General features: G+C 45.4%; 27 protein-coding genes and 1 riboswitch. Of the genes, 15 read left to right on the forward strand and 12 right to left on the reverse strand.

Translation table 11 applies throughout. The annotated features are described in order from the left end of the window. Positions 1-30: 30 nt before the first annotated feature. The 6 genes from F7R24_RS06295 to F7R24_RS06320 are packed head-to-tail and all read right to left on the reverse strand — an operon-like array spanning position 31 to position 4886. Positions 31-1548, reverse strand: coding sequence for an RNA polymerase factor sigma-54 (locus tag F7R24_RS06295; protein ID WP_151670397.1), 1518 nt, complete (start codon positions 1546-1548; stop codon positions 31-33). A gap of 36 nt (positions 1549-1584) precedes the next feature. Further along, complete coding sequence (gene lptB / locus F7R24_RS06300; RefSeq protein WP_151670398.1) at positions 1585-2313, reverse strand: LPS export ABC transporter ATP-binding protein; 729 nt, start codon at positions 2311-2313, stop codon at positions 1585-1587. A gap of 1 nt (position 2314) precedes the next feature. After that, positions 2315-2827: a lipopolysaccharide transport periplasmic protein LptA gene (lptA, locus tag F7R24_RS06305; RefSeq protein WP_151670399.1), complete on the reverse strand. Its 513-nt coding sequence runs from the start codon at positions 2825-2827 to the stop codon at positions 2315-2317. Then, positions 2814-3377 (reverse strand): LPS export ABC transporter periplasmic protein LptC, encoded by a 564-nt coding sequence (gene lptC / locus F7R24_RS06310; protein WP_151670400.1) that lies wholly within the window; start codon positions 3375-3377, stop codon positions 2814-2816. The genes lptA and lptC overlap by 14 nt, the downstream gene beginning before the upstream one ends. Beyond that, positions 3377-3913: a KdsC family phosphatase gene (locus F7R24_RS06315; RefSeq protein ID WP_151670401.1), complete on the reverse strand. Its 537-nt coding sequence runs from the start codon at positions 3911-3913 to the stop codon at positions 3377-3379. Before F7R24_RS06315 ends, lptC begins: the two co-directional genes overlap by 1 nt. Position 3914: 1 nt before the next feature. Then, entirely contained in the window at positions 3915-4886 is a 972-nt protein-coding gene (locus F7R24_RS06320) for a KpsF/GutQ family sugar-phosphate isomerase (protein ID WP_151670402.1), read from the reverse strand. Between the two features lie 182 nt (positions 4887-5068). Here F7R24_RS06320 and F7R24_RS06325 point away from each other — a divergent pair, with 182 nt between their 5' ends. The 9 genes from F7R24_RS06325 (at position 5069) to hisD (ending at position 11688) form a co-directional block, all read left to right on the forward strand. After that, complete coding sequence (locus F7R24_RS06325) at positions 5069-5920, forward strand: ATP-binding cassette domain-containing protein (protein WP_151670403.1); 852 nt, start codon at positions 5069-5071, stop codon at positions 5918-5920. Then, on the forward strand, positions 5920-6702 hold the full coding sequence (mlaE, locus tag F7R24_RS06330) for a lipid asymmetry maintenance ABC transporter permease subunit MlaE (protein ID WP_151670458.1): 783 nt from the start codon (positions 5920-5922) through the stop codon (positions 6700-6702). Before F7R24_RS06325 ends, mlaE begins: the two co-directional genes overlap by 1 nt. Position 6703: 1 nt before the next feature. Further along, positions 6704-7162 carry an outer membrane lipid asymmetry maintenance protein MlaD gene (gene mlaD, locus F7R24_RS06335; protein WP_151670404.1) on the forward strand — a complete coding sequence of 153 codons (459 nt, stop codon included), beginning with the start codon at positions 6704-6706 and terminating at the stop codon, positions 7160-7162. A 6-nt stretch (positions 7163-7168) separates the two neighbouring features. Then, entirely contained in the window at positions 7169-7822 is a 654-nt protein-coding gene (locus F7R24_RS06340) for an MlaC/ttg2D family ABC transporter substrate-binding protein (RefSeq protein ID WP_151670405.1), read from the forward strand. Further along, positions 7809-8096 carry an STAS domain-containing protein gene (locus F7R24_RS06345; RefSeq protein ID WP_151670406.1) on the forward strand — a complete coding sequence of 96 codons (288 nt, stop codon included), beginning with the start codon at positions 7809-7811 and terminating at the stop codon, positions 8094-8096. Before F7R24_RS06340 ends, F7R24_RS06345 begins: the two co-directional genes overlap by 14 nt. A 97-nt stretch (positions 8097-8193) precedes the next feature. Continuing rightward, positions 8194-8433: a BolA family protein gene (locus F7R24_RS06350; RefSeq protein ID WP_151670407.1), complete on the forward strand. Its 240-nt coding sequence runs from the start codon at positions 8194-8196 to the stop codon at positions 8431-8433. Positions 8434-8454: 21 nt separating this feature from the next. Further along, on the forward strand, positions 8455-9732 hold the full coding sequence (gene murA, locus F7R24_RS06355) for a UDP-N-acetylglucosamine 1-carboxyvinyltransferase (protein ID WP_151670408.1): 1278 nt from the start codon (positions 8455-8457) through the stop codon (positions 9730-9732). Then, positions 9729-10376, forward strand: coding sequence for an ATP phosphoribosyltransferase (gene hisG, locus F7R24_RS06360; protein ID WP_151670409.1), 648 nt, complete (start codon positions 9729-9731; stop codon positions 10374-10376). The genes murA and hisG overlap by 4 nt, the downstream gene beginning before the upstream one ends. Position 10377: 1 nt before the next feature. Beyond that, a complete protein-coding gene (gene hisD / locus F7R24_RS06365) occupies positions 10378-11688 on the forward strand; it encodes a histidinol dehydrogenase (RefSeq protein WP_151670410.1) in 1311 nt (436 codons plus the stop codon). Between the two features lie 26 nt (positions 11689-11714). Here the strand turns inward: hisD and F7R24_RS06370 are convergent, their stop codons facing one another. Continuing rightward, on the reverse strand, positions 11715-12869 hold the full coding sequence (locus F7R24_RS06370; protein ID WP_151670411.1) for a trypsin-like peptidase domain-containing protein: 1155 nt from the start codon (positions 12867-12869) through the stop codon (positions 11715-11717). A gap of 65 nt (positions 12870-12934) precedes the next feature. Between F7R24_RS06370 and F7R24_RS06375 the strand changes: the two genes are divergently transcribed. After that, positions 12935-13705, forward strand: coding sequence for a Nif3-like dinuclear metal center hexameric protein (locus F7R24_RS06375; RefSeq protein WP_151670412.1), 771 nt, complete (start codon positions 12935-12937; stop codon positions 13703-13705). A 10-nt stretch (positions 13706-13715) separates the two neighbouring features. On the opposite strand, the gene F7R24_RS06380 is transcribed toward F7R24_RS06375, so the two are convergent. The 3 genes from F7R24_RS06380 to F7R24_RS06390 form a co-directional block, all read right to left on the reverse strand. After that, positions 13716-14387, reverse strand: coding sequence for a Z-ring associated ZapG family protein (locus tag F7R24_RS06380; protein ID WP_151670413.1), 672 nt, complete (start codon positions 14385-14387; stop codon positions 13716-13718). A gap of 85 nt (positions 14388-14472) precedes the next feature. Further along, positions 14473-15147, reverse strand: coding sequence for a cob(I)yrinic acid a,c-diamide adenosyltransferase (locus F7R24_RS06385; protein ID WP_338087092.1), 675 nt, complete (start codon positions 15145-15147; stop codon positions 14473-14475). A gap of 64 nt (positions 15148-15211) precedes the next feature. Further along, positions 15212-17065: a TonB-dependent receptor domain-containing protein gene (locus tag F7R24_RS06390; protein ID WP_151670414.1), complete on the reverse strand. Its 1854-nt coding sequence runs from the start codon at positions 17063-17065 to the stop codon at positions 15212-15214. 114 nt (positions 17066-17179) lie between these two features. Beyond that, positions 17180-17402, reverse strand: a riboswitch (cobalamin riboswitch). A gap of 184 nt (positions 17403-17586) precedes the next feature. Between F7R24_RS06390 and F7R24_RS06395 the strand changes: the two genes are divergently transcribed. From F7R24_RS06395 to F7R24_RS06410, 4 genes are read left to right on the forward strand one after another with little or no spacing between them, the layout of a single operon-like run. Continuing rightward, on the forward strand, positions 17587-18396 hold the full coding sequence (locus F7R24_RS06395; protein WP_168926786.1) for an ABC transporter substrate-binding protein: 810 nt from the start codon (positions 17587-17589) through the stop codon (positions 18394-18396). Next, the gene (locus tag F7R24_RS06400; protein ID WP_240776011.1) at positions 18393-19385 is read left to right on the forward strand and encodes a FecCD family ABC transporter permease; all 993 of its coding nucleotides are present in this window, start codon (positions 18393-18395) and stop codon (positions 19383-19385) included. Before F7R24_RS06395 ends, F7R24_RS06400 begins: the two co-directional genes overlap by 4 nt. Next, the gene (locus F7R24_RS06405; protein ID WP_151670416.1) at positions 19376-20125 is read left to right on the forward strand and encodes an ABC transporter ATP-binding protein; all 750 of its coding nucleotides are present in this window, start codon (positions 19376-19378) and stop codon (positions 20123-20125) included. Before F7R24_RS06400 ends, F7R24_RS06405 begins: the two co-directional genes overlap by 10 nt. A gap of 25 nt (positions 20126-20150) precedes the next feature. Then, complete coding sequence (locus tag F7R24_RS06410; RefSeq protein WP_151670417.1) at positions 20151-20690, forward strand: ATP:cob(I)alamin adenosyltransferase; 540 nt, start codon at positions 20151-20153, stop codon at positions 20688-20690. Here the strand turns inward: F7R24_RS06410 and ppk2 are convergent. Together ppk2 and F7R24_RS06420 are read right to left on the reverse strand one after the other, a co-directional pair. Next, complete coding sequence (gene ppk2 / locus F7R24_RS06415; RefSeq protein WP_151670418.1) at positions 20687-21490, reverse strand: polyphosphate kinase 2; 804 nt, start codon at positions 21488-21490, stop codon at positions 20687-20689. The two genes, F7R24_RS06410 and ppk2, sit on opposite strands and share 4 nt — an antisense overlap. Before the next feature lie 57 nt (positions 21491-21547). Beyond that, positions 21548-22426: a ketopantoate reductase family protein gene (locus F7R24_RS06420; RefSeq protein ID WP_151670419.1), complete on the reverse strand. Its 879-nt coding sequence runs from the start codon at positions 22424-22426 to the stop codon at positions 21548-21550. A 43-nt stretch (positions 22427-22469) separates the two neighbouring features. Between F7R24_RS06420 and F7R24_RS06425 the strand changes: the two genes are divergently transcribed. Beyond that, positions 22470-22952, forward strand: coding sequence for a YajQ family cyclic di-GMP-binding protein (locus F7R24_RS06425; protein ID WP_151670420.1), 483 nt, complete (start codon positions 22470-22472; stop codon positions 22950-22952). The last annotated feature ends 24 nt before the right edge of the window (positions 22953-22976 follow it).

Consider the following 22976-nt stretch of genomic DNA (forward strand, 5'->3'; position numbering starts at 1 on the left):
TGGTACGATGAAGATCGTACTCTATATTAATTAAAGCAGACGCTTGCGCTCATTTGAAGGTGGAATCGATAGCGCTTCACGATATTTTGCAACCGTGCGTCTAGCGACATTGATCCCTTGTTCTTTGAGTAGCTGCGCAATTTTATTGTCGCTTAGGGGCTTTGCTGTGTTTTCTGACGAAATGAGTTTCTTAATCAGTGCTCGAATGGCAGTAGAAGAGGCACCTTCACCATCGGCAGTATTCACTTGACTGGAAAAAAAGTATTTCAGTTCGTAAATACCACGGGGTGTATGAATATATTTTTGTGTGGTCACACGAGAAATAGTCGATTCATGCATGGACACGGCCTCAGCAATGTCATGAAGCACCATCGGCTTCATTGCTTCATCACCTACCTCTAGGAAATCGCGCTGACGCTCAACAATTTCGGTGGCAACTTTTAATAGAGTTTCGTTACGACTCATCAGGCTTTTCAAAAACCAGCGAGCTTCTTGCAGGTGGTTTTTAAGATAGGTGTTGTCAGCACTGGTGTCAGCACGACGAATCAGATCAGCATATTGATTGTTGATCTGTAATTTAGGGGCAATGTCAGGATTTAAAGATACTATCCATTCATCTTGTATTTTACGCACCATCACGTCAGGAATAACATATTCAGACTGTGTGCTACTGATCATTGCGCCAGGTTTAGGATTTAGTGAACGAATTAAGGTGATGACCTCATCCAGCTCAGTTTCATTTAAGCGCATCTTGCGCAGCAGTGTTTTGTAATCGTGACTACCCAGTAGAGGTAAAAAATCTCGACAGAGTTTGATTGCCTCTTGTCGCCATGTTAATTCAAGTGGAAGTTGGTGTATCTGAATACACAGGCATTCACTTAAGTCTCTTGCTCCAACGCCAGGAGGATCAAACTGTTGAATCCGGTGCAATACAGCTAAGATTTCATCTTCTTCCGCTTCAGAAAAAAGATCCGGTTCTTGGGTTTTGAACTGTTCCAATAATTCTGTTACATCACTGCGTAAATAACCATCAGCATCGATGGAATCTATAATCGACTCGGCAACTAAACGGTCCTGATCGGTCATTGGAGTTAAATTCAGCTGCCAGATAAGATGATCCTGGAGTGTATCTTCTCGGGTGTCGTTTTCATTATCAGGCCAATCACTGTCTCCTGAAGGGCCACTCGATTGATGTTGAAACGTATCTTCCCATTGACTGTCGGTAGCTAATTCCTCTGGAATCGACTCGCTCCACTCATGCTCGGCATTGCTTTCTTCAGCATGTGAGTCGAGTTGATCTTTATCATTGTTAGAAGCGGTTGTTTTTTCTGTGCCTTCGTACTGATTGGCGTCGTAGTTGTCATTGGTGCGTTCTTCAGCGTGATCAGCTTCATCTTCGCTAATTTCAAGCAAGGGGTTACTATCCAAAGCCTGCTGGATCTCTTGTTGCAGATCTAAGGTGGATAACTGTAATAGCCTGATCGCCTGCTGTAACTGCGGCGTCATCGTGAGATGCTGGCCAATCTTTAGATGTAACGCTTGCTTCATATGCCTTTAGATCACTTCTTCAGAGGCAGGGAGTTGTTATAGTCTGAATTGGTCGCCCAGATAAGCGGAGCGAACTTGTTCATTGTTCATTATGTCAGATGGGCTGCCATCTGCAAGGATTGTGCCTTCACTAACGATATAAGCTCGTTCACAAATGTCCAACGTTTCGCGCACGTTGTGATCGGTAATGAGTATACCAATGTTTCGTTCTTGAAGGTGCCGAATGGTTTGCTTAATGTCATTGACTGAAATGGGATCAACACCCGCAAAAGGTTCATCAAGCAAAATGAATTTGGGTTCAGTCGCTAATGCACGGGCAATCTCAACCCGTCGTCTTTCGCCACCGGATAGCGACATGCCTAGGCTATCGCGAATATGGGTGATATGGAACTCCTGCAGCAATTCTTCTAAAAGCTGCTTGCGTTGCGCTTTCGATAGCTCAGCACGTGTTTCTAAAATGGCCATTAAATTATCGCTAACACTGAGTTTTCTAAACACGGATGCTTCTTGCGGTAGGTATCCAATTCCTTTTTTGGCACGACTATGCATCGCTAGACGAGTAATGTCTTGTTGTGCCAGCCGAATATTTCCTTTATCAGCAGTAATAATGCCTACTATCATGTAAAAGCAGGTTGTCTTGCCGGCACCGTTGGGGCCAAGTAAGCCAACGATTTCACCTTGTTCGACGTGTAATGAAACGTCACGAACAACAGCGCGACCTTTATAGGACTTAGCAAGATGCAGCGCTTCCAGTCTATGTGTCATATTAAGGGTTAGCCTTAGGCTGAATAACCATTTGCACGCGTTGGCCGCCTTGACTATCGCTTCGGAAAGCATCGACTACCGATTTATCCATATTGTAAACAATACGTTCACCGGTAAATTCATCAGCGTCTTGGGTTACCCTTGCCTGTTCGGTAATGGTAACGGTTTGTGTAGGGACGTTGTAGTCCATCCGTAAACCAAAAGCTTTAGTTAATGGTTGGTTCGGTGATGCTTGCTGTTGGAATTGTGCTGGCGAACCCGTGGTAATAATACGATTGATGCTTCCTTGAGCGTCACGATGCATTTCCACACGAGAGCCTTGGAGAATCATGGTTCCTTGGCGAATTTCAACATCGCCTGTGTAGATTGCAATACCCGTAATTTCATTCATTGATGCTTGGTCGGCACTGACGTAAATCGGTTGGTCTTGATCTTCGGGTAGTGCGTGACTGGTGATGCTGACCGTCAGTAATAATGCGAATAGGGCTCGTAACGTGTTGCTAGTTGGTAACATAATAACCTCTTACCTCTGACAGCAAATCGACTTGGCGTTCATTAAACCATGCCTTCATTCCAATCGCGTCAGTACGGTTTTGACCCTGAACAATCAGCACGGGAGCCTCTGTTTCAGCATAATTTTCCGGTGGCAGGAAAGTCAGGATGGCTGTTGTTAGTACCCAGGGTACTTCTGATGTGGAATTATCAATAACCTGCACGTTTCCTGCAAGTTCAATTTTGGTCTCGTCATCCAGCATAAAGCCTTCATCAGAAGAGATTTGCATATCACCTGTATCATTCGGAAGCGTGACGAAGGGAGTTTCAAGTGTGGTTCGTTCTTGTACTGGAAAGTGCTGGAGCAAGGGTGATGTGATGATGTGTTCAATCTGGCCTTGTTCATCAAATTTGGTAATAAAAGCATCTCTAATAAAGAAGTCAACGCGATTAGGGTCATCAGGTGTGCTTGTTGATAAGGGTTGTGGAGTGCCAAAAAAAGCCCAATACACACCTGCTATGGTGAGTAGCATAAAGCCAATAAATAAACGTAGGCGGGCACTTTTTAGCATCAACGAAAGGCCTCTAATAATGCATTCAGCTTACCTTGTTCATGAAGGATGAGTTCGCATAGTTCTCTAGCTGCCCCCTCACCACCGCGACGGGTGCTGCACCAGTCTGATTCTTTACACACTAATGGGTGACCATTAGGGACTGAAGCGCCAAAGGCGACCGTTGTGATCGCAGATAAATCAGGAAGGTCGTCCCCCATGTAAGCGGTTGTCGCGGCACTTTCGCCACTGTCTTTCCAGATCTCTTCAAGAGCGATCAATTTATCTTCACGTCCTTGAATTAACCAATCGATGCCCAGTGCTTTAGCACGCATACTGACTTGAGAGGAGCTTCGGCCAGTAATAATAGCGGTCTTGATACCTGCTTTTTGCAGCAACTTAATGCCTAAGCCATCAAGGGTGTTGAAGCTTTTTACCTCTTGACCATCAGGTAAGAAGTTCAATGATCCATTGGTTAGTACGCCGTCAACATCAAACACCACTAATCGTATGCCTAGCAGACGCTGTTTTAGAACTGCTGAAAGGGGTTCGGACATGTTAAATTACTCCTGCTTTTAGCAGGTCGTGCATGTTTAGAGCGCCTGCAAGCTTTCCTTGTTCGTCAGTAATAAGAAGCGCGTTAATTTTGCGTTCTTGCATGATTTTTAATGCTTCAGCGGCCAAGGATCCAACTTTGATCGTTGTGCCTCCTAGAGTCATTACTTCTGCAATCGCTGTGTTTTTTAGATCAACACCGAGATCTAACGTTCTGCGTAAATCACCATCGGTAAAAATACCCAGTAACTCCCCTTTATCATTGGTGACCGCCGTCATACCAAGACGTTTTTGCGTGACTTCCATCAGTGCTTTATGGATGGGAGTGGTAATCGTGACCTGAGGTATCTCGTCACCTGAATGCATGATGTCATCGACGCGTAATAATAATTGCCTACCAAGGCTGCCGCCGGGATGAGAAAAAGCAAAATCTTCAGGACTAAAGCCTCTAGCTTCTAATAGAGCTATCGCCAACGCATCGCCCATAACCAGTTGAGCGGTGGTGCTTGAGGTTGGTGCTAAATTATGTGGGCATGCCTCACGTTCTACGGGCAGGTGCAAATTGACATCGGCACATTTTGACAAGGTAGACTCAGGATTAGAGGTCATGCTGATCAGTGGGGCGCCCATGCGTTTTATCAATGGAAGTATGGTAACGACTTCTGCGGTTTCACCTGAGTTAGATAGGGCGAGCACAACATCTTTACCGGTAAACATGCCCAGGTCACCATGGCTGGCCTCACCGGGATGGACAAAAAACGCAGGTGTGCCTGTACTAGCAAGTGTGGCCGCTATTTTATTTCCGATATGGCCAGATTTACCCATTCCAGTAACGATAACTCGACCTTCACAGCGCAACATCAATTTACATGCGTCTGTAAAGTGGCCATCCAGTTGACCTTTCAAAGCCGTTAAGGTGGCTTGTTCGATTTCAATGGTGCGCAGACCCGTAGCAAGAAAATTGAAATTATTCATCTGAGTTGGAAGTAACCAATAGTAAGTATTCGTTATAAATTAAAGACCAAGTTTAGCGCAGATTGAACGAGTTTCGTATCTCATTTGTCGTAATAGTGATCGTTTCGTATCAATAGCACGTTTAATGTGAGGCGTTGTAATGGTATATTTGCACGTCTTGTTTGAAGTTACAGGGTGAAAAGATGGGTCAGGATAAGCCTGTCGTTGACGGTAAAGCACTACCACTAGACGATATCATAGTAGAAATCCGTAATATGACCTTTACTCGTGGATCGCGAAAAATTTTCGACGATATCAGTTTAAAGATACCTCGCGGTAAAGTAACAGCGATTATGGGACCTTCTGGTACTGGAAAAACCACCTTGCTTAAGCTTATTGGTGGTCAGTTGCGTCCAGACACGGGTGAAATTCTATTAGACGGACAAAATATTCCTAAACTTAATCGCAAAGATCTATTCATTGTGCGTGAGCGAATGGGGATGTTGTTTCAAAGCGGCGCGCTGTTTACTGATATGAATGTGTTTGACAACATCGCATTTCCTATTCGAGTTCACACAGAGCTACCGGAAGTCATGATTCGCGATATCGTGTTGATGAAGCTTCAAGCGGTCGGACTTCGCGGCGCAGTGTCACTGATGCCAAGTGAGCTTTCTGGTGGCATGGCTCGAAGAGTTGCACTAGCTAGAGCTATTTCATTAGATCCAGATATTGTGATGTATGACGAGCCCTTTACCGGCCAAGATCCTATCGCAATGGGTGTTTTGGTGAACTTGATTAAACGATTGAATCAAGCGCTAGGTCATACATCCATTATCGTTTCCCATGATATACAGGAAACCCTATCGATAGCAGATTACATTTATGTGCTATCAGATGGAAAGATTATCGCTGAAGGAACACCCGAAATGCTGAAACAGCAAGATTCAGAGCAGGTTAGACAGTTTGTTGATGGTTTGCCAGACGGTCCTGTTCCCTTTCACTATCCAGCACCTGATTTGCTAGATGAGTTGATGGCAGGAGGTGTATTTAAGTGATTTTGGATAATATACAGCGTTTGGGTCATAGGACCCTGTCTAAGTGCGCTGCATTTGGGCGTTCTGGACAAATTTTATTTCAATCTATCGTCGCTCGTCCTGCGCCGATGATGATGTTGCCACTATTGATCAAGCAGATCTATTTTATAGGTGTCTTATCACTAGTGATTATTGTTGTGTCCGGTGCATTTATAGGTATGGTGCTTGGGTTGCAGGGATATACTATCCTTGTTGACTACGGTTCAGAGCAAGCTGTAGGTCAAATGGTTGCCTTAAGCTTGTTAAGAGAGTTAGCCCCTGTTGTTACTGCATTATTGTTTGCTGGTCGCGCTGGTTCTGCATTAACGGCAGAAATAGGTTTGATGAAAGCAACAGAGCAACTTGCCAGTTTAGAGATGATAGGCGTCGATCCTTACCGTCGTATTATCGCGCCAAGACTTTATGCTGGATTTATCTGTATGCCACTACTCTCCATGATCTTTGCTGTGGTGGGTATCTGGGGTGCTGCAGTGGTCGCTGTTGACTGGTTAGGTATCTACAGTGGTGCATACTGGGCAAATATGCAGCAAGCTGTTGATTTTAGAGAAGATGTTATTAATGGGTTGATCAAGGCGGTGGTTTTTGGGTTCATTGTGACCTGGATTGCTGTCTATCAAGGTTATGACTGTGTCCCAACCTCTGAAGGCATAAGCCAAGCAACGACTCGTACAGTTGTGTACGCATCGCTCGCTGTTTTGGGATTCGACTTTGTTCTTACCGCTTTGATGTTTGGAGATTTGTAATATGCGTATCCGTACTGTTGAAATCAGCGTCGGTATTTTTATGTTGTTGGGTTTTGTAGCCTTAATCCTGCTGGCTTTAAATGTAAGTGGCCTAACCTTGAAGCCCAAAGCGGGTGGTTACACACTTTACGCCTCTTTTGAGAATATCGGTGGATTAACGCAACGGGCTAAAGTGTCAATGTCAGGCGTACAAATTGGAGAAGTTCGCAGTATCCGACTCGATCCACAAATGTTGATGGCAGAGGTGGAGATGAGTATTTTTGCTGATGTTGATTTTATTAGTGCAGACAGTTCTGCAATGATTCTGACGTCAGGTCTGCTAGGTCAGCAATATATCGGGATAGTCCCTGGTGGTGATATGGATGTTTTAGGCGATGGTGATTTTATCTTTAATACCCAGTCAGCTCTTGTGCTTGAAGATCTGGTCGGTAAATTTCTCATGAATCAGGTGAGTGAGTAAAAACGAATGAATAAACTGTATAGCGCAGGTTGGATTTTTTTGGTTTCCATGTTGATCTCTGCAAAATCAATGGCTGCAGATGCTGAATGGGAAGCCGCTAGAGCGGTTGTTGCTGAAACGACTGAAAACGTCATTGCACTGATGGAGGATCGCTCATTATTGCAGGATGAAAATCGTACACGATTACAGTCTGAGATAGAGACGATTGTGACACCAGTGATTGATTTTTACGGTTTCGGCCGCGGTGTGATGGGACGTTTTGCTCGTACTGCAACGGAAGATGAGTTACAACGTTTTGCTGATATTTTAAAAACGACGTTGATTCGTACTTATTCTTTGGCGGTTAGTGAGTTTGCGGTTCGTGAATACTCAATTACACCACCCAGAGCACCCAGCCCCCAGCCTGAAATGCAGGTAGTTAACGTGCAGTTAACTTCAACCGCTGGAAAAACATACAATATTCTCTACTACATGCGTAATGTTGACGGAAACTGGATGTTGGTGAATGTTGCAGTTGAGGGTATCAACCTTCGTTTAACCTTCCAAAATCAGTTTGCTGACATGTTCCAGCGTTCAAGAAACGTTTCTGCTGTAATCGATAATTGGGAAGAGCGCGTTGCTCGAACTATTGCTGAGGTAGTAGAAGATGTCGAAGGATGACACTTCCGTCGTTGAATTAACAGTCGCAGGTGATTTGTTATTTTCAACGGTTGTTGCGAAACGTGACGCTTTACTGAATCAGTTGAAAGATTTAACCGGTCAATGTCGTATCGATTTTAGTGGTGTGGGTCGAGTTGATAGTTCTGCTTTGTCTTTGTGGTTGTGCTGCCAGCGTTACGCTCAAGCAAAATCACTATCATTAGAAGTTGTTAACTTGCCCGTTGATATGCTGTCGATTGCAAAATTGGTCGGCATTGACGATCAATTAAACTAATTCCTTTGTAAGGCTTTTGAGTCAATTCGCTCAAAAGCCTTTTTTTGCGTTAAGATAGTCCCCCTTTATAAGTGATTAAGAATTTCTCGGAGCTTTTATGCAGGCTGAAGAAGTAAAGCGCATCGTTGAAAGTCAAATTCAAGACAGTGAAGTTGTGACGGCTGGTGAGGGATGTAACTTTGAAGTTACCGTGATTAGCCCAGCTTTTACTGGTCTTTCGCCGGTAAAAAAACAACAAATGGTTTACGGTTGCTTAAATGAGCAAATTGCCAGTGGAGCCATTCACGCGCTAACGATTAAAACCTATACCCCTGAACAATGGGCCGCACTGAACTGATTGCCCAAAATGGAAAGATAAATGGATAAGCTATTGATACAAGGCGGCGCTTGCCTAAAAGGCGATGTGTGGATTTCTGGTGCAAAAAATGCTGCCTTGCCGATTCTAGCCTCTACTCTGCTGGCATCGGAACCCGTGACGATTTCAAATTTGCCACATCTGCATGATATCACCACCATGCTAGAATTGATGCGTCGCTTAGGTGTCGAGATTACGTTGCACGAGTCTATGAGTGTTGAAATAGACTCAACACAGATCAATTCAGTCGTAGCGCCCTATGACCTTGTTAAAACCATGCGCGCCTCAATACTCGTATTAGGGCCTTTATTAGCAAGATTTGGCAAGGCAGAAGTTTCTCTACCCGGTGGCTGTGCAATAGGTAGTCGTCCCGTTGATCTTCACCTAAAAGGTTTAGAGGCCTTGGGAGCAACGATTGAAGTTGATCAAGGTTACATTCGTGCATCATGCGAAGGTCGTTTGAAAGGCGGTACAGTATTCTTTGATACGGTCACAGTGACAGGTACCGAGAATATTATGATGGCTGCAGCGCTTGCTGAAGGTGAAACGCTGATTGAAAATGCCGCGCGTGAACCGGAAATTGTAGACCTGGCTAACTGCCTAAATGCAATGGGTGCGGATATTCGCGGTGCTGGAACCGATATGATTACGGTTCGCGGTGTGGCTGAATTGAAAGGTTGTCGATATCCAGTCATGGCTGATCGAATTGAAACAGGAACCTTTTTAGTGGCTGCCGCTGCAACAGGTGGTCATGTTCGTACCCGAAACACACGCCCAGATACACTTGATTCTGTGTTGAAAAAATTGCAAGAAGCTGGAGCGGACATCACTACGGGTGAGGATTGGATAGAATTAAATATGCAAGGTCGTCGTCCAAAGGCTGTCGATTTGACCACGGCACCTTATCCTGCGTTTCCGACCGATATGCAAGCCCAGTTTGCGGCGATGAATACCGTGGCAATCGGTGTTGGAATCATCAAAGAAACGATCTTCGAAAATCGTTTCATGCATATGCAAGAAATGCGTCGTATGGGTGCTGATATCACCATCGACGGTAACACTGCAGTCGTCGAAGGTGTGGCAAAATTAAAAGGAGCACCGGTGATGGCAACGGATCTTAGAGCCTCTGCCAGCTTAGTCATTGCTGGATTGGTTGCAGAAGGTGAAACCTTGATTGATCGTATTTATCATATTGATCGCGGTTATGAATGTATCGAAGAAAAGTTTCAGGCTTTAGGCGCTCAGATCAAGCGAATTTCGGGTAAGGGGACGGGTGCATGAACTCCCAACAGTTGACGATTGCTTTATCTAAAGGACGTATTTTAACCGAGACGCTACCCTTGCTCGCGGCTGCTGATATACATCCATCCGAGGATATTTTTAGTAGTCGGAAACTGATCTTTGATACGAATCACGACAATATCAAGCTATTAGTGATTCGTGCAACCGACGTGCCTACCTACGTTGAGTATGGTGGTGCAGATATGGGAATTGCTGGTAAAGACGTACTGATGGAGCATGGCGGTCAAGGTCTCTATGAACCCCTAGACCTTGAAATCTCTTGTTGTCGATTAATGGTGGCAGGAATGAAAGGTGCTGCAGCGGTAGAAGGTCGTCTTAAAGTGGCCAGTAAGTTCGTCAATATTACCCGTGACTACTATGCCCGTTTAGGTATGCAAGTGGATATTATCAAACTCTACGGCGCGATGGAGCTTGCTCCAATCATGGGTCTGGCAGATCGTATTGTCGATATCGTAGATACCGGCAATACCTTGCGAGCGAATGGGCTGGAACCTCTTGAGCATATCGCGCATATCAGTTCACGACTGGTTGTCGGTCAACCTTCGATGAAAATGAAATATGAATTAATTCAGCCTATTGTTGAAAAAATGCAGGCCGCTGTGGTGGCTAAACGCGAGGTTTAAAATGACTCTGGAAATCACCCGCTTGGTCGCAGGCCAAACAGATTTTGATGCAAAATTGGATGCATTATTAGCATGGGAAAGCGTTTCGGATAAGCAGGTTAATCAGATAGTCGATGATGTGATTGCTAATGTTCGATCACGTGGCGACGAAGCCTTGGTTGAATACACCAATCGTTTTGATCGAATGAATGCTGAAAGCATGGCTGAGCTAGAAATGAGCCAGGCGCGTCTGCATGAGTCGTTAAAAAACCTACCTGCAGATCAGCGAACGGCTTTGGAAATTGCAGCAAAACGCATTGCGGATTACCACGAGCGCCAGAAAAGTGAATCTTGGCGCTATACTGAAGCGGATGGCACAGTCTTAGGTCAGCAAGTTACACCGATGGATCGTGTGGGTATCTATGTTCCCGGTGGTAAAGCCGCTTATCCCTCATCGGTGTTGATGAATGCCATGCCGGCCAAAGTGGCTGGCGTCAAAGAGATCATCATGGTCGTGCCGACTCCAGACGGGGTAGTTAATGAGCTGGTTCTCGCTGCAGCAGCCTTATCCGGTGTCGATCGAGTATTTACCCTCGGTGGTGCACAAGCGGTTGCCGCGCTTGCTTACGGTACTGAAACGGTTCCTCGAGTTGATAAGATTGTTGGCCCAGGAAATATCTTCGTCGCCACAGCGAAGCGCGCTGTGTTTGGTGCCGTGGGTATTGATATGATTGCGGGACCTTCCGAAATTTTAATCATCTGTGATGGCAAAACCAATCCTGACTGGATTGCGATGGATCTCTTTTCTCAAGCCGAGCACGATGAAGATGCTCAGTCGATCTTGATCTGTCACGATGCATCCTATATTGACCAAGTGCAGGCAAGCATTGAGAAGCTGCTGCCAACGATGGAGCGCGAAGAGATTATTCGCACTTCACTGAAAAACCGTGCGATTTTAATACAGGTGGATGATCTGCAAGCGGCGGCTGAGTTAAGTAATCGTATCGCACCAGAACACTTAGAGCTTTCTATAGAGGATCCAGAGGCGCTATTGCCATCGATTCGTCATGCTGGCGCGATCTTTATGGGTCGATATACGGCAGAATCCTTGGGGGATTACTGTGCAGGCCCTAACCATGTGTTGCCTACGTCGGGTACGGCGCGTTTCTCATCACCCTTAGGTGTGTATGATTTCCAAAAACGCTCTTCGATTATTATGTTCTCTGCTGAGGGCGCATCAGAAATGGGTAAGGTCGCTTCAGTCTTAGCACGCGGTGAAAGTTTAACTGCACACGCTCGATCAGCGGAATATCGTATTCTTTCTGATAAATAAAATTCTATGATCACTCAATCTGCACCTTAGCGTGCAGGTTGAGTTCTTTCTGACATCTCTGCAACAATTGAAAACTTGCGTTCGTTACGTAGAATTTCAAATCTAACTGACTCACCCGGCTTGGTTCTTGCTATTCTGCGCATTAAATCTCGTCCAGTCGTGATGGCTGTGCCATTCATCGCAAGAAGAATATCGCCCGGTTGAAGGCCAGCGCTATGAGCTGGGCCGTTTCGTACAACACCTGAGATAATGACACCTGAATTGGAGTCCAAATTAAAGGATTCAGCGAGCTGCAGTGTAAGTTCTTGAACCTCTATACCTAACCAGCCACGAATCACACGTCCATGCTCAATCAGGTCCTGCATAACTTGACGAGCGGTAATGGCTGGAATGGCAAAACCTATACCATGAGATCCGCCTGATTGCGAAAAGATAGCGGTATTTATTCCCACTAGATGACCGTTAGGATCAATTAATGCCCCTCCAGAGTTACCAGGGTTGATCGCTGCGTCCGTTTGAATAAAGCTTTCATAGGTGCTTAGCCCGATGCTATTTCGGCCAGTCGCGCTAACGATGCCTTGAGTAACCGTTTGTCCAACCCCAAATGGATTACCAATCGCAAGGACGATATCTCCGACACGCAGGTTATCTGTGGTATTTAAAATGATACTAGGAAGGCTGGGTAGATTGATTTTCAGTAAAGCTAGATCCGTTTCTGGATCGCTGCCAATGACGGTTGCCAGCGCCTCTCGACCATCTTGGAGCGACACGACAATGCTATCAGCCCCTGAGATAACATGGTTATTGGTCACTACATAGCCTTGAGGGCTTAGAATGACTCCTGACCCTAAGCTTGATTGAATGCGTTCTTGTTGTGGTAAGCGCTCAATATTAAAAAACTGCTGAAACAATGGATCATTCAACAAAGGGTTAGCAGGTTGTCTGACCAGTGTTTGAGTGTAAATGTTTACTACGGCTGGTGAGGCTCTATCCACTGCTTCGGCAAAGGATAGGCGACTCGGCAAAGCTCTAGCTTCTTGCTGAGTAATGGCTTGCGTCTCAATAATCTCGACCTTTGGAGCTAAGCCTGACTCATCTGTTTTGTAAAAAAACTGAATCAGTACTAGCGCAGCTAAGATGCCAGTCGTAACAGGCCAAGAGAGTAGTTTGAATTTACCCATATATCCATTTCGTTTAAAGTGATCGACTATTATACGTCTCTAAAAGAGAAATTGGGAATTTTACAATGAATTACAATAGCGTTGAGTTGACTGAGTTAGTTGAATATTGCGATGAAATTCTCAAATCATCCCAGTTTAATGACTACTGCCCGAATGGTTTGCAGGTTCAAGGTCGCTCGCAGGTTCAAAAAATTGTCACGGGTGTCACAGCCTGCCAAGCATTACTGGATGAAGCTGTGGAATGGGGCGCTGATTTAGTACTGGTACATCATGGTTATTTCTGGAAAGGTGAATCATCCGTATTGACCGGTATTAAGTATCGTCGGATTCGTACCTTAATTCTTAATGAGATGAGTTTGCTTGCTTATCATTTGCCTTTGGATGCACACCCAGTCATGGGTAACAACGCTCGTTTAGCGGTCCGTCTAGGGTTGGAAATTGAAGACACGCTTGAGCCAGGCAAGGTCAATGCGATTGGGAATATAGGACGACTGTCAGAGCCTTGCTCGTTAAAACTGTTTACTCAGCGTGTAAAGCAAGTGTTAGATCGAGAGCCTCAAGTCATTGCAGGAGGCACTCATAAGGTCAGTAAAGTCGCTTGGTGTACTGGAGCCGCAGAGCGCTATATTGAAAAAGCCATCGAGCTAGGAGCGGATACCTACATCAGTGGTGAGATTTCTGAACCAGTGGTACATATTGCGCGAGAGGCGGGTATTCATTACATCGGAGCTGGGCATCATGCCACAGAGCGTTACGGTGTTCAGGCACTCGGTGAGCATCTAGCGCGTCATTTTGGCCTTGAACACCGCTTTGTCGAGATAGCTAATCCAGTATAGTCTTCACAGATTAGTTGTTAGTTTTTTTCTGTGAATCGTTTTTGTCAGATTCATCCTCGTTCAGACCTGGGTCTGGATAGGGTGGATTTGGCATGTCTTCAGACTTTTTCTTGAGACCATAACGATCAGAGAGCGTACCTTCATCATGAGGGCTTTTGGGTGCCCAGTCTCTGGGTGGCTCAATATTGATTTCAGGGGTTTCCTGTTTCTCTTTGGCAGCTTTACTTTCAGTTGTATTTTCTGAGGTTTCTGCTGTATTAACTTCGTTCAGTTCTTCACTGGGAGCAGAAGAGGTAGTTGGTTTTTCTTCAGCAGCTTGATCGAGATGCTTCTGGTCACTTTGCTCCGGTTCAGTTGTTGATTTTTCGAGCTTAGGCTGAAGAGATGATTGAAGCGAACGTCCTGCCGCTTGGTCAGGGCATAGGTTTTGAGCACCCGTTGCAAGATGCTGATGAACTTTTCGGTACTGTTCAGTTAACTCATTGACTAAAGAAGCGGTTTGTTCGAAATGGCTGGTGACCTCTGTTTTGTAACGATCCATTTCGGCACGAGAACCGTTGAGTTCGTCTTCGAGGGTTTTGCGTTGAGTTTCGCTGCTTCCGGATTTGCCCATCAGAAAACCGATGAGTACACCGACTGCAAGAGCAACAATGGCAATAATCCAAATTGTTTCTTGTTCCACCTGACTCTCCTATTTTTAGCTATTATGATCCTGTTCTACTTCAGATTATCCTGATTTGTACTGCTGTGTAAAATCATACTTTTTCTTAGAGCGCTTCTGGGGCAGAAGGTTTCCAATGTATTTCTTGACCACCTTGCTCACGTGCCAGTGTTCTTGCCATCACAAAGAGGAGGTCTGATAAGCGATTTAGGTAGCTTGCTCCCATGGGATTGATGGTTTCCCCTTCGATGCTGGCTAGCGATACCATTTGTCTTTCAGCTCTTCTGCATACTGAGCGAGCTAGGTGTGTTGTTGCGGCGGTTTTACTGCCACCAGGAAGGATAAATTCTTTCAGTGGCGGAAGTTTGTTGTTTAAAGCGTCTAATTGCTCTTCTAGATAGGTGACTTTCTCTAGGGTGATGACGGTGTAGGTCTTATCTGCGATGGCGAGTTCTCCACCTAGGTCGAACAGGTCATTTTGCAGTCTTGAAAGAAGTTCGGCGAGTGGGTGTGGGTGATCTAGTTCTGCGATCACAAGCCCGATGATGCTGTTAAGTTCGTCGACATCGCCTAGGGTTTCGATTCTGGGGTGCGTTTTGGGGATGCGTTTGCCGTTGGCAAGTCCCGTGGTGCCTTGATCGCCACTGCGAGTATAGATTCGGTCGAGTCTGTCAGACATGGTGGTTGCCTTATCGTTATGATGTTCGTGCATCTGTGCGTCTGAGGTTACCCTGTAATCTGACACGCCACAAGTACGTCCTTGTAGGCTCGCTGCAGCCATCCATGGCTGCAGAGGTCATATTTCAGGGTAACCTCAGACTTCCTTTGATAATTCCTGCCGTCGATCAAAAACGGTAAGTTAGACTTGTTTCAAAGTAGCGGCCTTGGGTGTTAAAGCCAACTGCTTGTTCGTAATCTTTGTCAAACAGATTGTCGATTTTGGCGCGAAGTGTCCAGTCAGGTGATAGGTGCCAGTGGGCTCGGGTGTTTACAAGAGCATAGCCGCCCATTCTTTGATTGCCGAAGTCGTAACGTTTGCTTTGGCCTTCGAGCGTTACACCAGCACCCCAATTAGAAACAGCATAGTCGATATCAAACCTAGCATGTTCTCTTGCGCGTCGAGTTAGTAGTGTATCAGTTTGTCGATTTACAGGATCTTGTAGTGTGATGGCACTGTTGAAATTGAAGTTTTCAATAGAGTATGTCACTGAGACTTCAGCACCTCGTATCCTAGCTTCGTTTATATTATTAAATTTCCAAGAGTTGTTGGGATTACCTACGATGAGATTGTCGATTTCATTCTGAAAAAGTCGTAATTCAGTATTTAAATCATTTGTAGGCTTGTAGCGCCAGTACAACTCATAGTTAAGTGACTTTTCCGGTTGTAGTTCTGGATTTGAACCCCACGAGATTGGTCCATATAACTCTAAGAGATTTGGTGCACGATAGCCTTGTGCTATCGAAGCTCCGAGCGTATTTGAATTACTGACAATCCATTGTAAACCTAAATTCCCAGTAGTTTTTTCGCCAAAAAACTGATCTTTATCATGACGAATTCCAGCTGATAGTTGCCAAAACTCATTCAGGTCATAACTGGTTTGAGCAAACACCCCATAAATTTCTCTACTGTTTCTTAAGTAGTCACTTGCTTCCAAAAGACGTTCTTTTTGGGCATCCAAGCCCATTACCATAGCTATGTTTTCTAATCTGTAGGTTGATTTTACGCTAGCTTGATCTCTTTCTGTTTTGACTCTACCGTTAGCAACACCTTCTCTAAATTCTTTACGGTCTTCTGCAGTTCGTGAGAAATTCGAATCTATAGTGAAGCTGTCTGTAACAGTAGCTTTCAAACCAAAATTGATGGTTTGTAGTACAAAGTTTTGCTTGAAAGCATTGTTAGAAATACATTGGAAGTCTGGCGGTGGAGCGGTATCACATGAGTTATCATACTCATTAGTCCCCTGACTTCTTAAATACCCAGCCGAAACAGTATTCTGATCATCAATATCTTGTTCCACTTGTAATCTAACAGCGTAATGTTCAAAACCGTCTTTTTCACCCGTAGTGTCAGCTTGGGTGGCATTAAACCCATCTGATTTTCGGTAACTTAGAGATGAGTTAAAGCGAGTGGTTTCGTTTGCTGCGCTGAAGTTAGCGTCGGTGAGTTGGGTGTTTTGTTGGCCTGCACCGACACGAATTTCACCTTGAGTTCCTGCTTGAATAGGGCTCCGTGTGATGATGTTAACCACACCGCCAATGGCATCTGCGCCCCAAATACTCGATTGCGGGCCGCGCACGATTTCGATGCGCTCGATTTGGCTGACGGGAAGAAATTCCCATCTGAAGGAGCCATCTGTTGGGTTATTGGCTTTAACGCCATCGATCAAAACAAGGGTGTGGTTGGAGTTTGAACCTCGAAGAAACAGGCTGGTCATTGATCCTGAACCGCCAGTGCTCGCAAATTCAACGCCCGGTGTGCCTCGCAGCAGTTGTGCCACTGATTCGGGTTGTTGGCGTTCGATGTCTGCTCGAGTAATGACGGTTGTTGCTGCTAAGGTTTGGTCAACGGGTTGTGACATTCTTAAGGGTGTGGTCACTGTGACCACTAAGGGGTCAAGCGATGTTTCAGCTTGAAGTGGCAAGCTGATGGCAGCGATTGCGCTTAACAGTAATGTTCTTTTGAACGATGGAGTTTTCAAATCTAAATCCTCATACGCTAAGTTAGGGCGTGATGAGGGAGGGAAAGCCAAAAGCACAGCGCTATCGTAGTGACAGTTCTGATTGTTTGACTGGGTGAAGCCCTCCGCAACACCAACAGTGTTCCCACTTAGGCCGGTATCCGGGCTTGATGCGGCGCAGTGCGCGGATCATCGCGCCTTCCCATGCTAAAACAAAGCACAGTGGCATTAGCGATGACAACATCTTACCGTTGCGGGGGCAGCACAGGCTTTTGACGGGTGTCAGCACCTGTTTCCCGTTTAACTCTGAATTGAAACACTATTCCAAAGACAGAGCACCTGAGTGTAGGAAAATTGAAGCGGACGTAGTATACGTGATCTAAACAGATGAAGTCATCTTAGGTTTCCGTTATCCTGCTTGGTTTTGATCTTGTTGCTAGGCAAAGATGAATCAAACTAGACGATGGTTACATAGCAGGGCAATGATTGGGTTGATCTGTGCGATGCTCTCTGTGTCCTCGCTGACTAAAGCGAGTGATAGCATGACTGAGCCTGACCAATTTGATATAGCCTATCAGCGTATCGCTTCGTTGGATCTCTGTATGGACTGGCTATTGGCTTACTACCTGGATCCGTCTCGTGTGTTGGCTTTGTCACCTCTGCATCAACGTTTTCCTCTACCGATCAATACGACCCAGTGGCCTGTTCATGATGGGTCGCTTGAGCAATTGGTTAGTTTACGCCCCGATTTAGTAATCGTTGGCGAGTTTAATGCATTAATGTTGCGTTCTCAGTTGCAGCGTTTAGGTGTTAATGTTGAAGTATTAGCGCTCCCTCGCTCTTTAATTGAAGTAGAACGTTATCTGCAACGTTTTATTGAAATATTGGATCTCTCTTCGATCACGACTATTCCCAATCTCAGCAATGAATCGATTGATCCGTTAGATCCAAAACTGGATGATTTACGTTCTTTTACTGAACAGTCAGTCGTTGCTCAGAGCACTCCTCATCAACCGAGATTGTTACTGCTCGGTGCTAATGGTGTGGGAACTGGTCAAGATACCTTTGAGGATCAATTAATCACACGGGCAGGTTGGCAAAATTATCTAACGTCATCGGGTTATATTAGCTTAGATTTAGAAGGGTTAGTGACGGATCTTCCTGATGCGATTTTATGGGCTGCACCTGAGTCAGCGGCGTTGGCAAACCAATTTGCGCAGCATCCGGTCCTTGCAAAACATTTACCCGAAAATGCATGGTTAACAACTGATTATTGGCGTTGGCAGTGCCCAGGGCCATGGACTTATGAGCTGATAGACCAGTTATCAGCACTGAAGGAGACGTTCGATTGATTTATCCAGCATTGACTTATCCAGTATTGATATTGCTGCTCATCGTCTCTTCATTATTATCCTTATCGATGGGCTCTTCAGATGTTGTCGTTTTCAAAGGTCTATGGGAGTGGATTTTTCAGCAGGAAACCCTAGATGCAATAGTCGTGGGTGATATTCGCTTGCCTCGTACCCTAATCGCTCTTTTAGTCGGTGCCGCCCTCGGTTTGAGTGGCGCTGCATTACAAGGCTTGTTGCGAAATCCATTGGCAGATCCCGGTTTAACGGGCGCCAGTCAGGGAGCTGCTTTGGGGGCAGCGGCGGTATTTTACTTTGGAGTCTTTCCTCAGGCAGGTGGTGCAGCTCCTGCGATGGCAGGTTTATTGGGCGCTGGCTTGGCGATGATGTTGATGTTGTTTTTAGCAGGCAGTGCTCGCCAAAGTATGGTGATCATGGCGGGGTTAGCCATTTCTACCTTGACCGGTGCTCTGTTAGCCATGGTGTTGAATTTCGCCCCTAACCCTTATGCTATGCAGGAATTAGTCTTTTGGCTATTAGGATCTGTTGCCAATCGGGGTTTTGAGCATCTATGGATTTTGTTGCCAGCACTCATCATAGGGGGTGGGCTGGTCTTCAGTCAGCGCCGTTTATTGTTCGGCTTAAGTCTTGGCGAAAACGTTGCGACCAGCTTAGGTTTATCAACCCGATGGGGAAGTCGTCTTGTGGTATTGGGAGCTGCCATTCTAGTGGGTACTGCAGTTTCCATTGCTGGAGCCATAGGGTTTGTTGGCTTGATCGTTCCGCATTTAGTTCGCCCATTTGTGTCGAATCGTCCGGATAAAGTGTTGCTTCCTTCGGCCTTAGCGGGCGCCATATTGGTTTGCTTGGCAGATACGTTAATACGCAGTTTGCCCCCAGGTCCGGAATTAAAATTAGGCGTATTAACCTCCTTGTTGGGTACGCCACTCTTTATTTGGTTGATCTGGAGGGAGCGACGTCGATGGCTGTAATCACGATCAACGATCTTTCGTTAGATAAGCGCTTGAAGTCCATTCACTTGGATCTTCAAGAGGGCGAAGTGTTAGGTCTTATCGGGCCTAACGGAGCTGGTAAAACTTCTCTGCTGCATTGTCTAGCGGGTATTGAATCTTTTCAGGGCGAAATCCTTCTGAAACAGCAACCCCTAAATACTTTTTCCGACACCGCAAGAGCACGTAGATTAGGTTTACTCCCTCAAGGAAGTCAAAGTGCTTGGTCTTTAAGAGTTCGGGATGTGATTAGTTTAGGTCGACTCCCTTGGCAGGATGAAGACCCAGCAAAAATTATTGCGGCTGCAGAATTGACGGGAGTTGATCAGTGGATGAATCATTTAGTTGATCAGCTATCGGGAGGAGAGCAACTCAGAGTTTGGCTAGCGCGTGTGTTTGCGGGAGAGCCTGAAATTCTGCTGGCAGATGAGCCTTTGGCAAGCTTGGATCTGTATTATCAATGCCGTGTTTTATCGTTGCTACGTGATTATGTAAAGGCACGTCCTGAAGGGAAAGCATCGAGAAGTGTGATGGTGTCATTGCACGATTTATCTATGGCTGCGCGTTATTGTGATCGTTTATGTTTGTTGCATCAGGGGCGTGTTTGGTCTTTAGGGCGGCCTGATGAAGTCTTAACACAGCAAAATCTGCTGGATGTGTATCAGGTAAATTGTCAAATCGATCTTAATGCTGTTCCGCCGGTGGTGTCAGTCTTAGGTTAACCCTCATGGATCAAGGATCTTAGCTATGCCAATCAAGCCTTCTAAAAACCTAGATGAGATATGTTATCCGTTCATTCACGAAACGTCCTATCTGTGTGATTACGAGGTACTCACTGATGAACTGGCGACCTTAATTGGCATGGCATTATCTGCATTGCCTGATGAGATGATTCAGGTGATCGATGATCTAGATAAGCTTCAGCCTCTGGCTTTCCATGCCAATGGATCCATCCGAGGACGTTTGGCTTTAACGGAGCAGGATCTGGATTGGTTGAAGGTGCGGTTAAATCATTACAAGTCCTTGATTTGTGATCCTATCCAAGGATTTGTTCTACCCAGAGGAACGGCCGGTGTCAGCTATTTGCATCAGGCCCGATCAGTCAGTAAAAAAGCCATTAGAGCGTTAGTCAGAATCGATCAAGACGGTATTCAAGTCCCTGATCTACTGCCTCGTTTCTTGAGTATCTGCTGTAACTTCTTCTTTGTGCTAACTCAATTGCTAAATCAACATGCACAGGTCAAAGAGCCGCGTTTTATCAGCCTGAGTTACGCTAGCAAAGATTAATTTTCCGATGAGTTTTTGCCCAGCAGTTTGCGCGCTGGAATACAAATCTTCGGATCAGGTTGTATCTCGATATCAGGGTTTTTGTCTGGATAGGGTAACTGGCTTAGGATGTGGCGCATCGCGTTCAGACGCGAGCGCTTCTTGTCATCCGATAAAATAATCGTCCAAGGGGCTTCGGGAGTGTCGGTATGTCGAAACATGGCATTTTTGGCATCCGTGTAAGCATCCCATTTATCCAGTGAAGCCATGTCGATAGGAGAGAGTTTCCATTGCTTTACCGGATCATATTTACGTGACTGAAAGCGTTTAAACTGTTCATCTCGACTGACTTCAAACCACAACTTAAACAGTCGAATACCGCTACGTACAAACATTTTCTCCAATTCGGGTGTTTGCCGCATAAACTCTAAATATTCTGATGGTGAACAAAACCCCATGACGCGCTCAACGCCGGCTCTGTTATACCAAGAGCGATCAAATAAGGTCATTTCGCCATCCGTAGGCAGTTGTTTGACATAGCGTTGAAAATACCACTGACCACGTTCGACATCTGAAGGCTTTTCCAGTGCAATCACTCGTGCATGTCGAGGGTTCAAATGCTCCATAAAACGTTTAATGCTGCCGCCTTTCCCTGCCGCATCTCGACCTTCGAAAACAATAACAATGCGCTGGCCTGTTTCCCGCATCCAACTTTGAACCTTTAAGAGTTCGATCTGAAGCGCTCTTAGCTCCTTTTCATAGACCTTCTTTTTCAGGTTTTTATCGTAAGGATAAGGAATTTCTTGCAGCGCTTCAGTCATGGTATTCGCCTATTCGGTGTCAACTAATTACATAGTCTTGAGTGTAGCATGACCATTTCATGAAGAAAGACTTTTCACCTTTTCTAACAGGGCATGGTTGAAGGGGAGACTGATACCGAGCAGATCGGCTTGGTGACACAGATAGCCCGTAATGAAGTCAATTTCCGTTGGGCGCGAATGCAAAATATCGGTAAGCATAGATGATCGATTTTTCGCCGTTTGATGGGCTACCTGCATCGCGTGTTCGATCAAAGGTCCCTCCAAGACAGATAGGTTTAATGCTTGTAACACCTGTTCGACTTCTGTGCAGACTTCTCGCATTTGCTTAAGAAAAACAGAGTTTTCAACCAGTTCGCCATTCAAACATTGGTGAACCGCAGTCAAAGGGTTGATTGCACAGTTAATGGCTAATTTGCGCCAGAGACTGAGCTGTATGTTTGCCGCAGCGATAGGTTGTGGCGAAACTTTTTCCCATCCATCTGGTAAGCCTTGGTTATGCCTATTTAACAAACCTATCTCGGTAATTCCTTGCGAAACACAATGTAATGTGAAAGGCTCACTTCGCCATGCGCCCGCTGTGGTTATTCCCGCCCAAATATGTGCCTCAGGTAAAAGGGCTTGAACAGCTTCGTGTTGTCCCATACCATTTTGCAGCAGTAAAATATGCGCGTTAGCGTAGATGCGATGTTGGTGAGTGAGTAAAGCATCCACGGTGTCAGGAGCTTTGGTACAAACCAGCAGATGTGTGATAGGCTCTTTTGCATCAATCGAATCAGGGTGCAGTGTATAGGTGCGTTTATCTTTACCCTCTAGCAGATGCAGTTGATAATAGTCGCTCGGTTGACGAGACAAGATGCGCACTGAAACGCCCGCATCGATTAAGCGTGTGGCAAATAGTTGCCCAATAGCACCCGCACCAAGTATATGCCAAATCATTTTAAATCCATGAATATGAATACAACGTTACTGGAGTGATAGTATGCCTTCATTTGATATTGTTTCCGAGCTAGATTCCCATGAGGTGACCAATGCGGTCGATCAGGCTAATCGAGAATTACAAACCCGCTATGATTTTAAAGGTGTGAAGGCTGAATTTGAACTTCAAGATGAAACCGTGACGATGATTGCGGAAGTGGATTTTCAACTTCAACAGATGATGGAAATTTTACGCGCAAAGCTAACCGCTCGAAAAATAGATATTCGCTGTATGGAAGCAAAAGATCCTGATCTGAGTGGTGTTAAGGCTAAGCAGCAGGTCATACTGCGTCAAGGATTGGATCAAGTGCTGTGCAAGAAAATCACTAAGCTAATAAAAGAAAGCAAAATGAAGGTGCAAACCCAAATTATGGGTGAAAAAGTGCGTGTGACAGGTAAAAAGCGCGATGACTTACAGGAGGCAATGGCGTTGTTGCGTGAGTCTGATATCGATCTGCCGCTACAATATAATAACTTCCGCGATTAAGAGTCTACATAGCGAGATCAAATA

The organism is Nitrincola schmidtii, from assembly GCF_008973715.1.
GTDB classification, from domain to species: Bacteria; Pseudomonadota; Gammaproteobacteria; order Pseudomonadales; family Balneatricaceae; genus Nitrincola; species Nitrincola schmidtii.

Bases quoted from the DNA above. Each gene is read 5' to 3' on its own strand.
- F7R24_RS06345 (WP_151670406.1), top strand. From the start codon at position 7,809: ATGTCGAAGGATGACACTTCCGTCGTTGAATTAACAGTCGCAGGTGAT.
- F7R24_RS06370 (WP_151670411.1), bottom strand. From the start codon at position 12,869: ATGGGTAAATTCAAACTACTCTCTTGGCCTGTTACGACTGGCATCTTA.
- murA (WP_151670408.1), top strand. From the start codon at position 8,455: ATGGATAAGCTATTGATACAAGGCGGCGCTTGCCTAAAAGGCGATGTG.
- F7R24_RS06410 (WP_151670417.1), top strand. From the start codon at position 20,151: ATGCCAATCAAGCCTTCTAAAAACCTAGATGAGATATGTTATCCGTTC.
- hisG (WP_151670409.1), top strand. From the start codon at position 9,729: ATGAACTCCCAACAGTTGACGATTGCTTTATCTAAAGGACGTATTTTA.
- F7R24_RS06385 (WP_338087092.1), bottom strand. From the start codon at position 15,147: ATGGCTGCAGCGAGCCTACAAGGACGTACTTGTGGCGTGTCAGATTAC.
- hisD (WP_151670410.1), top strand. From the start codon at position 10,378: ATGACTCTGGAAATCACCCGCTTGGTCGCAGGCCAAACAGATTTTGAT.
- F7R24_RS06420 (WP_151670419.1), bottom strand. From the start codon at position 22,426: ATGATTTGGCATATACTTGGTGCGGGTGCTATTGGGCAACTATTTGCC.
- lptB (WP_151670398.1), bottom strand. From the start codon at position 2,313: ATGACACATAGACTGGAAGCGCTGCATCTTGCTAAGTCCTATAAAGGT.
- mlaD (WP_151670404.1), top strand. From the start codon at position 6,704: ATGCGTATCCGTACTGTTGAAATCAGCGTCGGTATTTTTATGTTGTTG.
- lptA (WP_151670399.1), bottom strand. From the start codon at position 2,827: ATGTTACCAACTAGCAACACGTTACGAGCCCTATTCGCATTATTACTG.
- F7R24_RS06375 (WP_151670412.1), top strand. From the start codon at position 12,935: ATGAATTACAATAGCGTTGAGTTGACTGAGTTAGTTGAATATTGCGAT.
- F7R24_RS06325 (WP_151670403.1), top strand. From the start codon at position 5,069: ATGGGTCAGGATAAGCCTGTCGTTGACGGTAAAGCACTACCACTAGAC.
- F7R24_RS06425 (WP_151670420.1), top strand. From the start codon at position 22,470: ATGCCTTCATTTGATATTGTTTCCGAGCTAGATTCCCATGAGGTGACC.
- F7R24_RS06395 (WP_168926786.1), top strand. From the start codon at position 17,587: ATGACTGAGCCTGACCAATTTGATATAGCCTATCAGCGTATCGCTTCG.
- F7R24_RS06320 (WP_151670402.1), bottom strand. From the start codon at position 4,886: ATGAATAATTTCAATTTTCTTGCTACGGGTCTGCGCACCATTGAAATC.
- lptC (WP_151670400.1), bottom strand. From the start codon at position 3,377: ATGCTAAAAAGTGCCCGCCTACGTTTATTTATTGGCTTTATGCTACTC.
- F7R24_RS06295 (WP_151670397.1), bottom strand. From the start codon at position 1,548: ATGAAGCAAGCGTTACATCTAAAGATTGGCCAGCATCTCACGATGACG.
- ppk2 (WP_151670418.1), bottom strand. From the start codon at position 21,490: ATGACTGAAGCGCTGCAAGAAATTCCTTATCCTTACGATAAAAACCTG.
- F7R24_RS06340 (WP_151670405.1), top strand. From the start codon at position 7,169: ATGAATAAACTGTATAGCGCAGGTTGGATTTTTTTGGTTTCCATGTTG.
- F7R24_RS06350 (WP_151670407.1), top strand. From the start codon at position 8,194: ATGCAGGCTGAAGAAGTAAAGCGCATCGTTGAAAGTCAAATTCAAGAC.
- F7R24_RS06315 (WP_151670401.1), bottom strand. From the start codon at position 3,913: ATGTCCGAACCCCTTTCAGCAGTTCTAAAACAGCGTCTGCTAGGCATA.
- F7R24_RS06405 (WP_151670416.1), top strand. From the start codon at position 19,376: ATGGCTGTAATCACGATCAACGATCTTTCGTTAGATAAGCGCTTGAAG.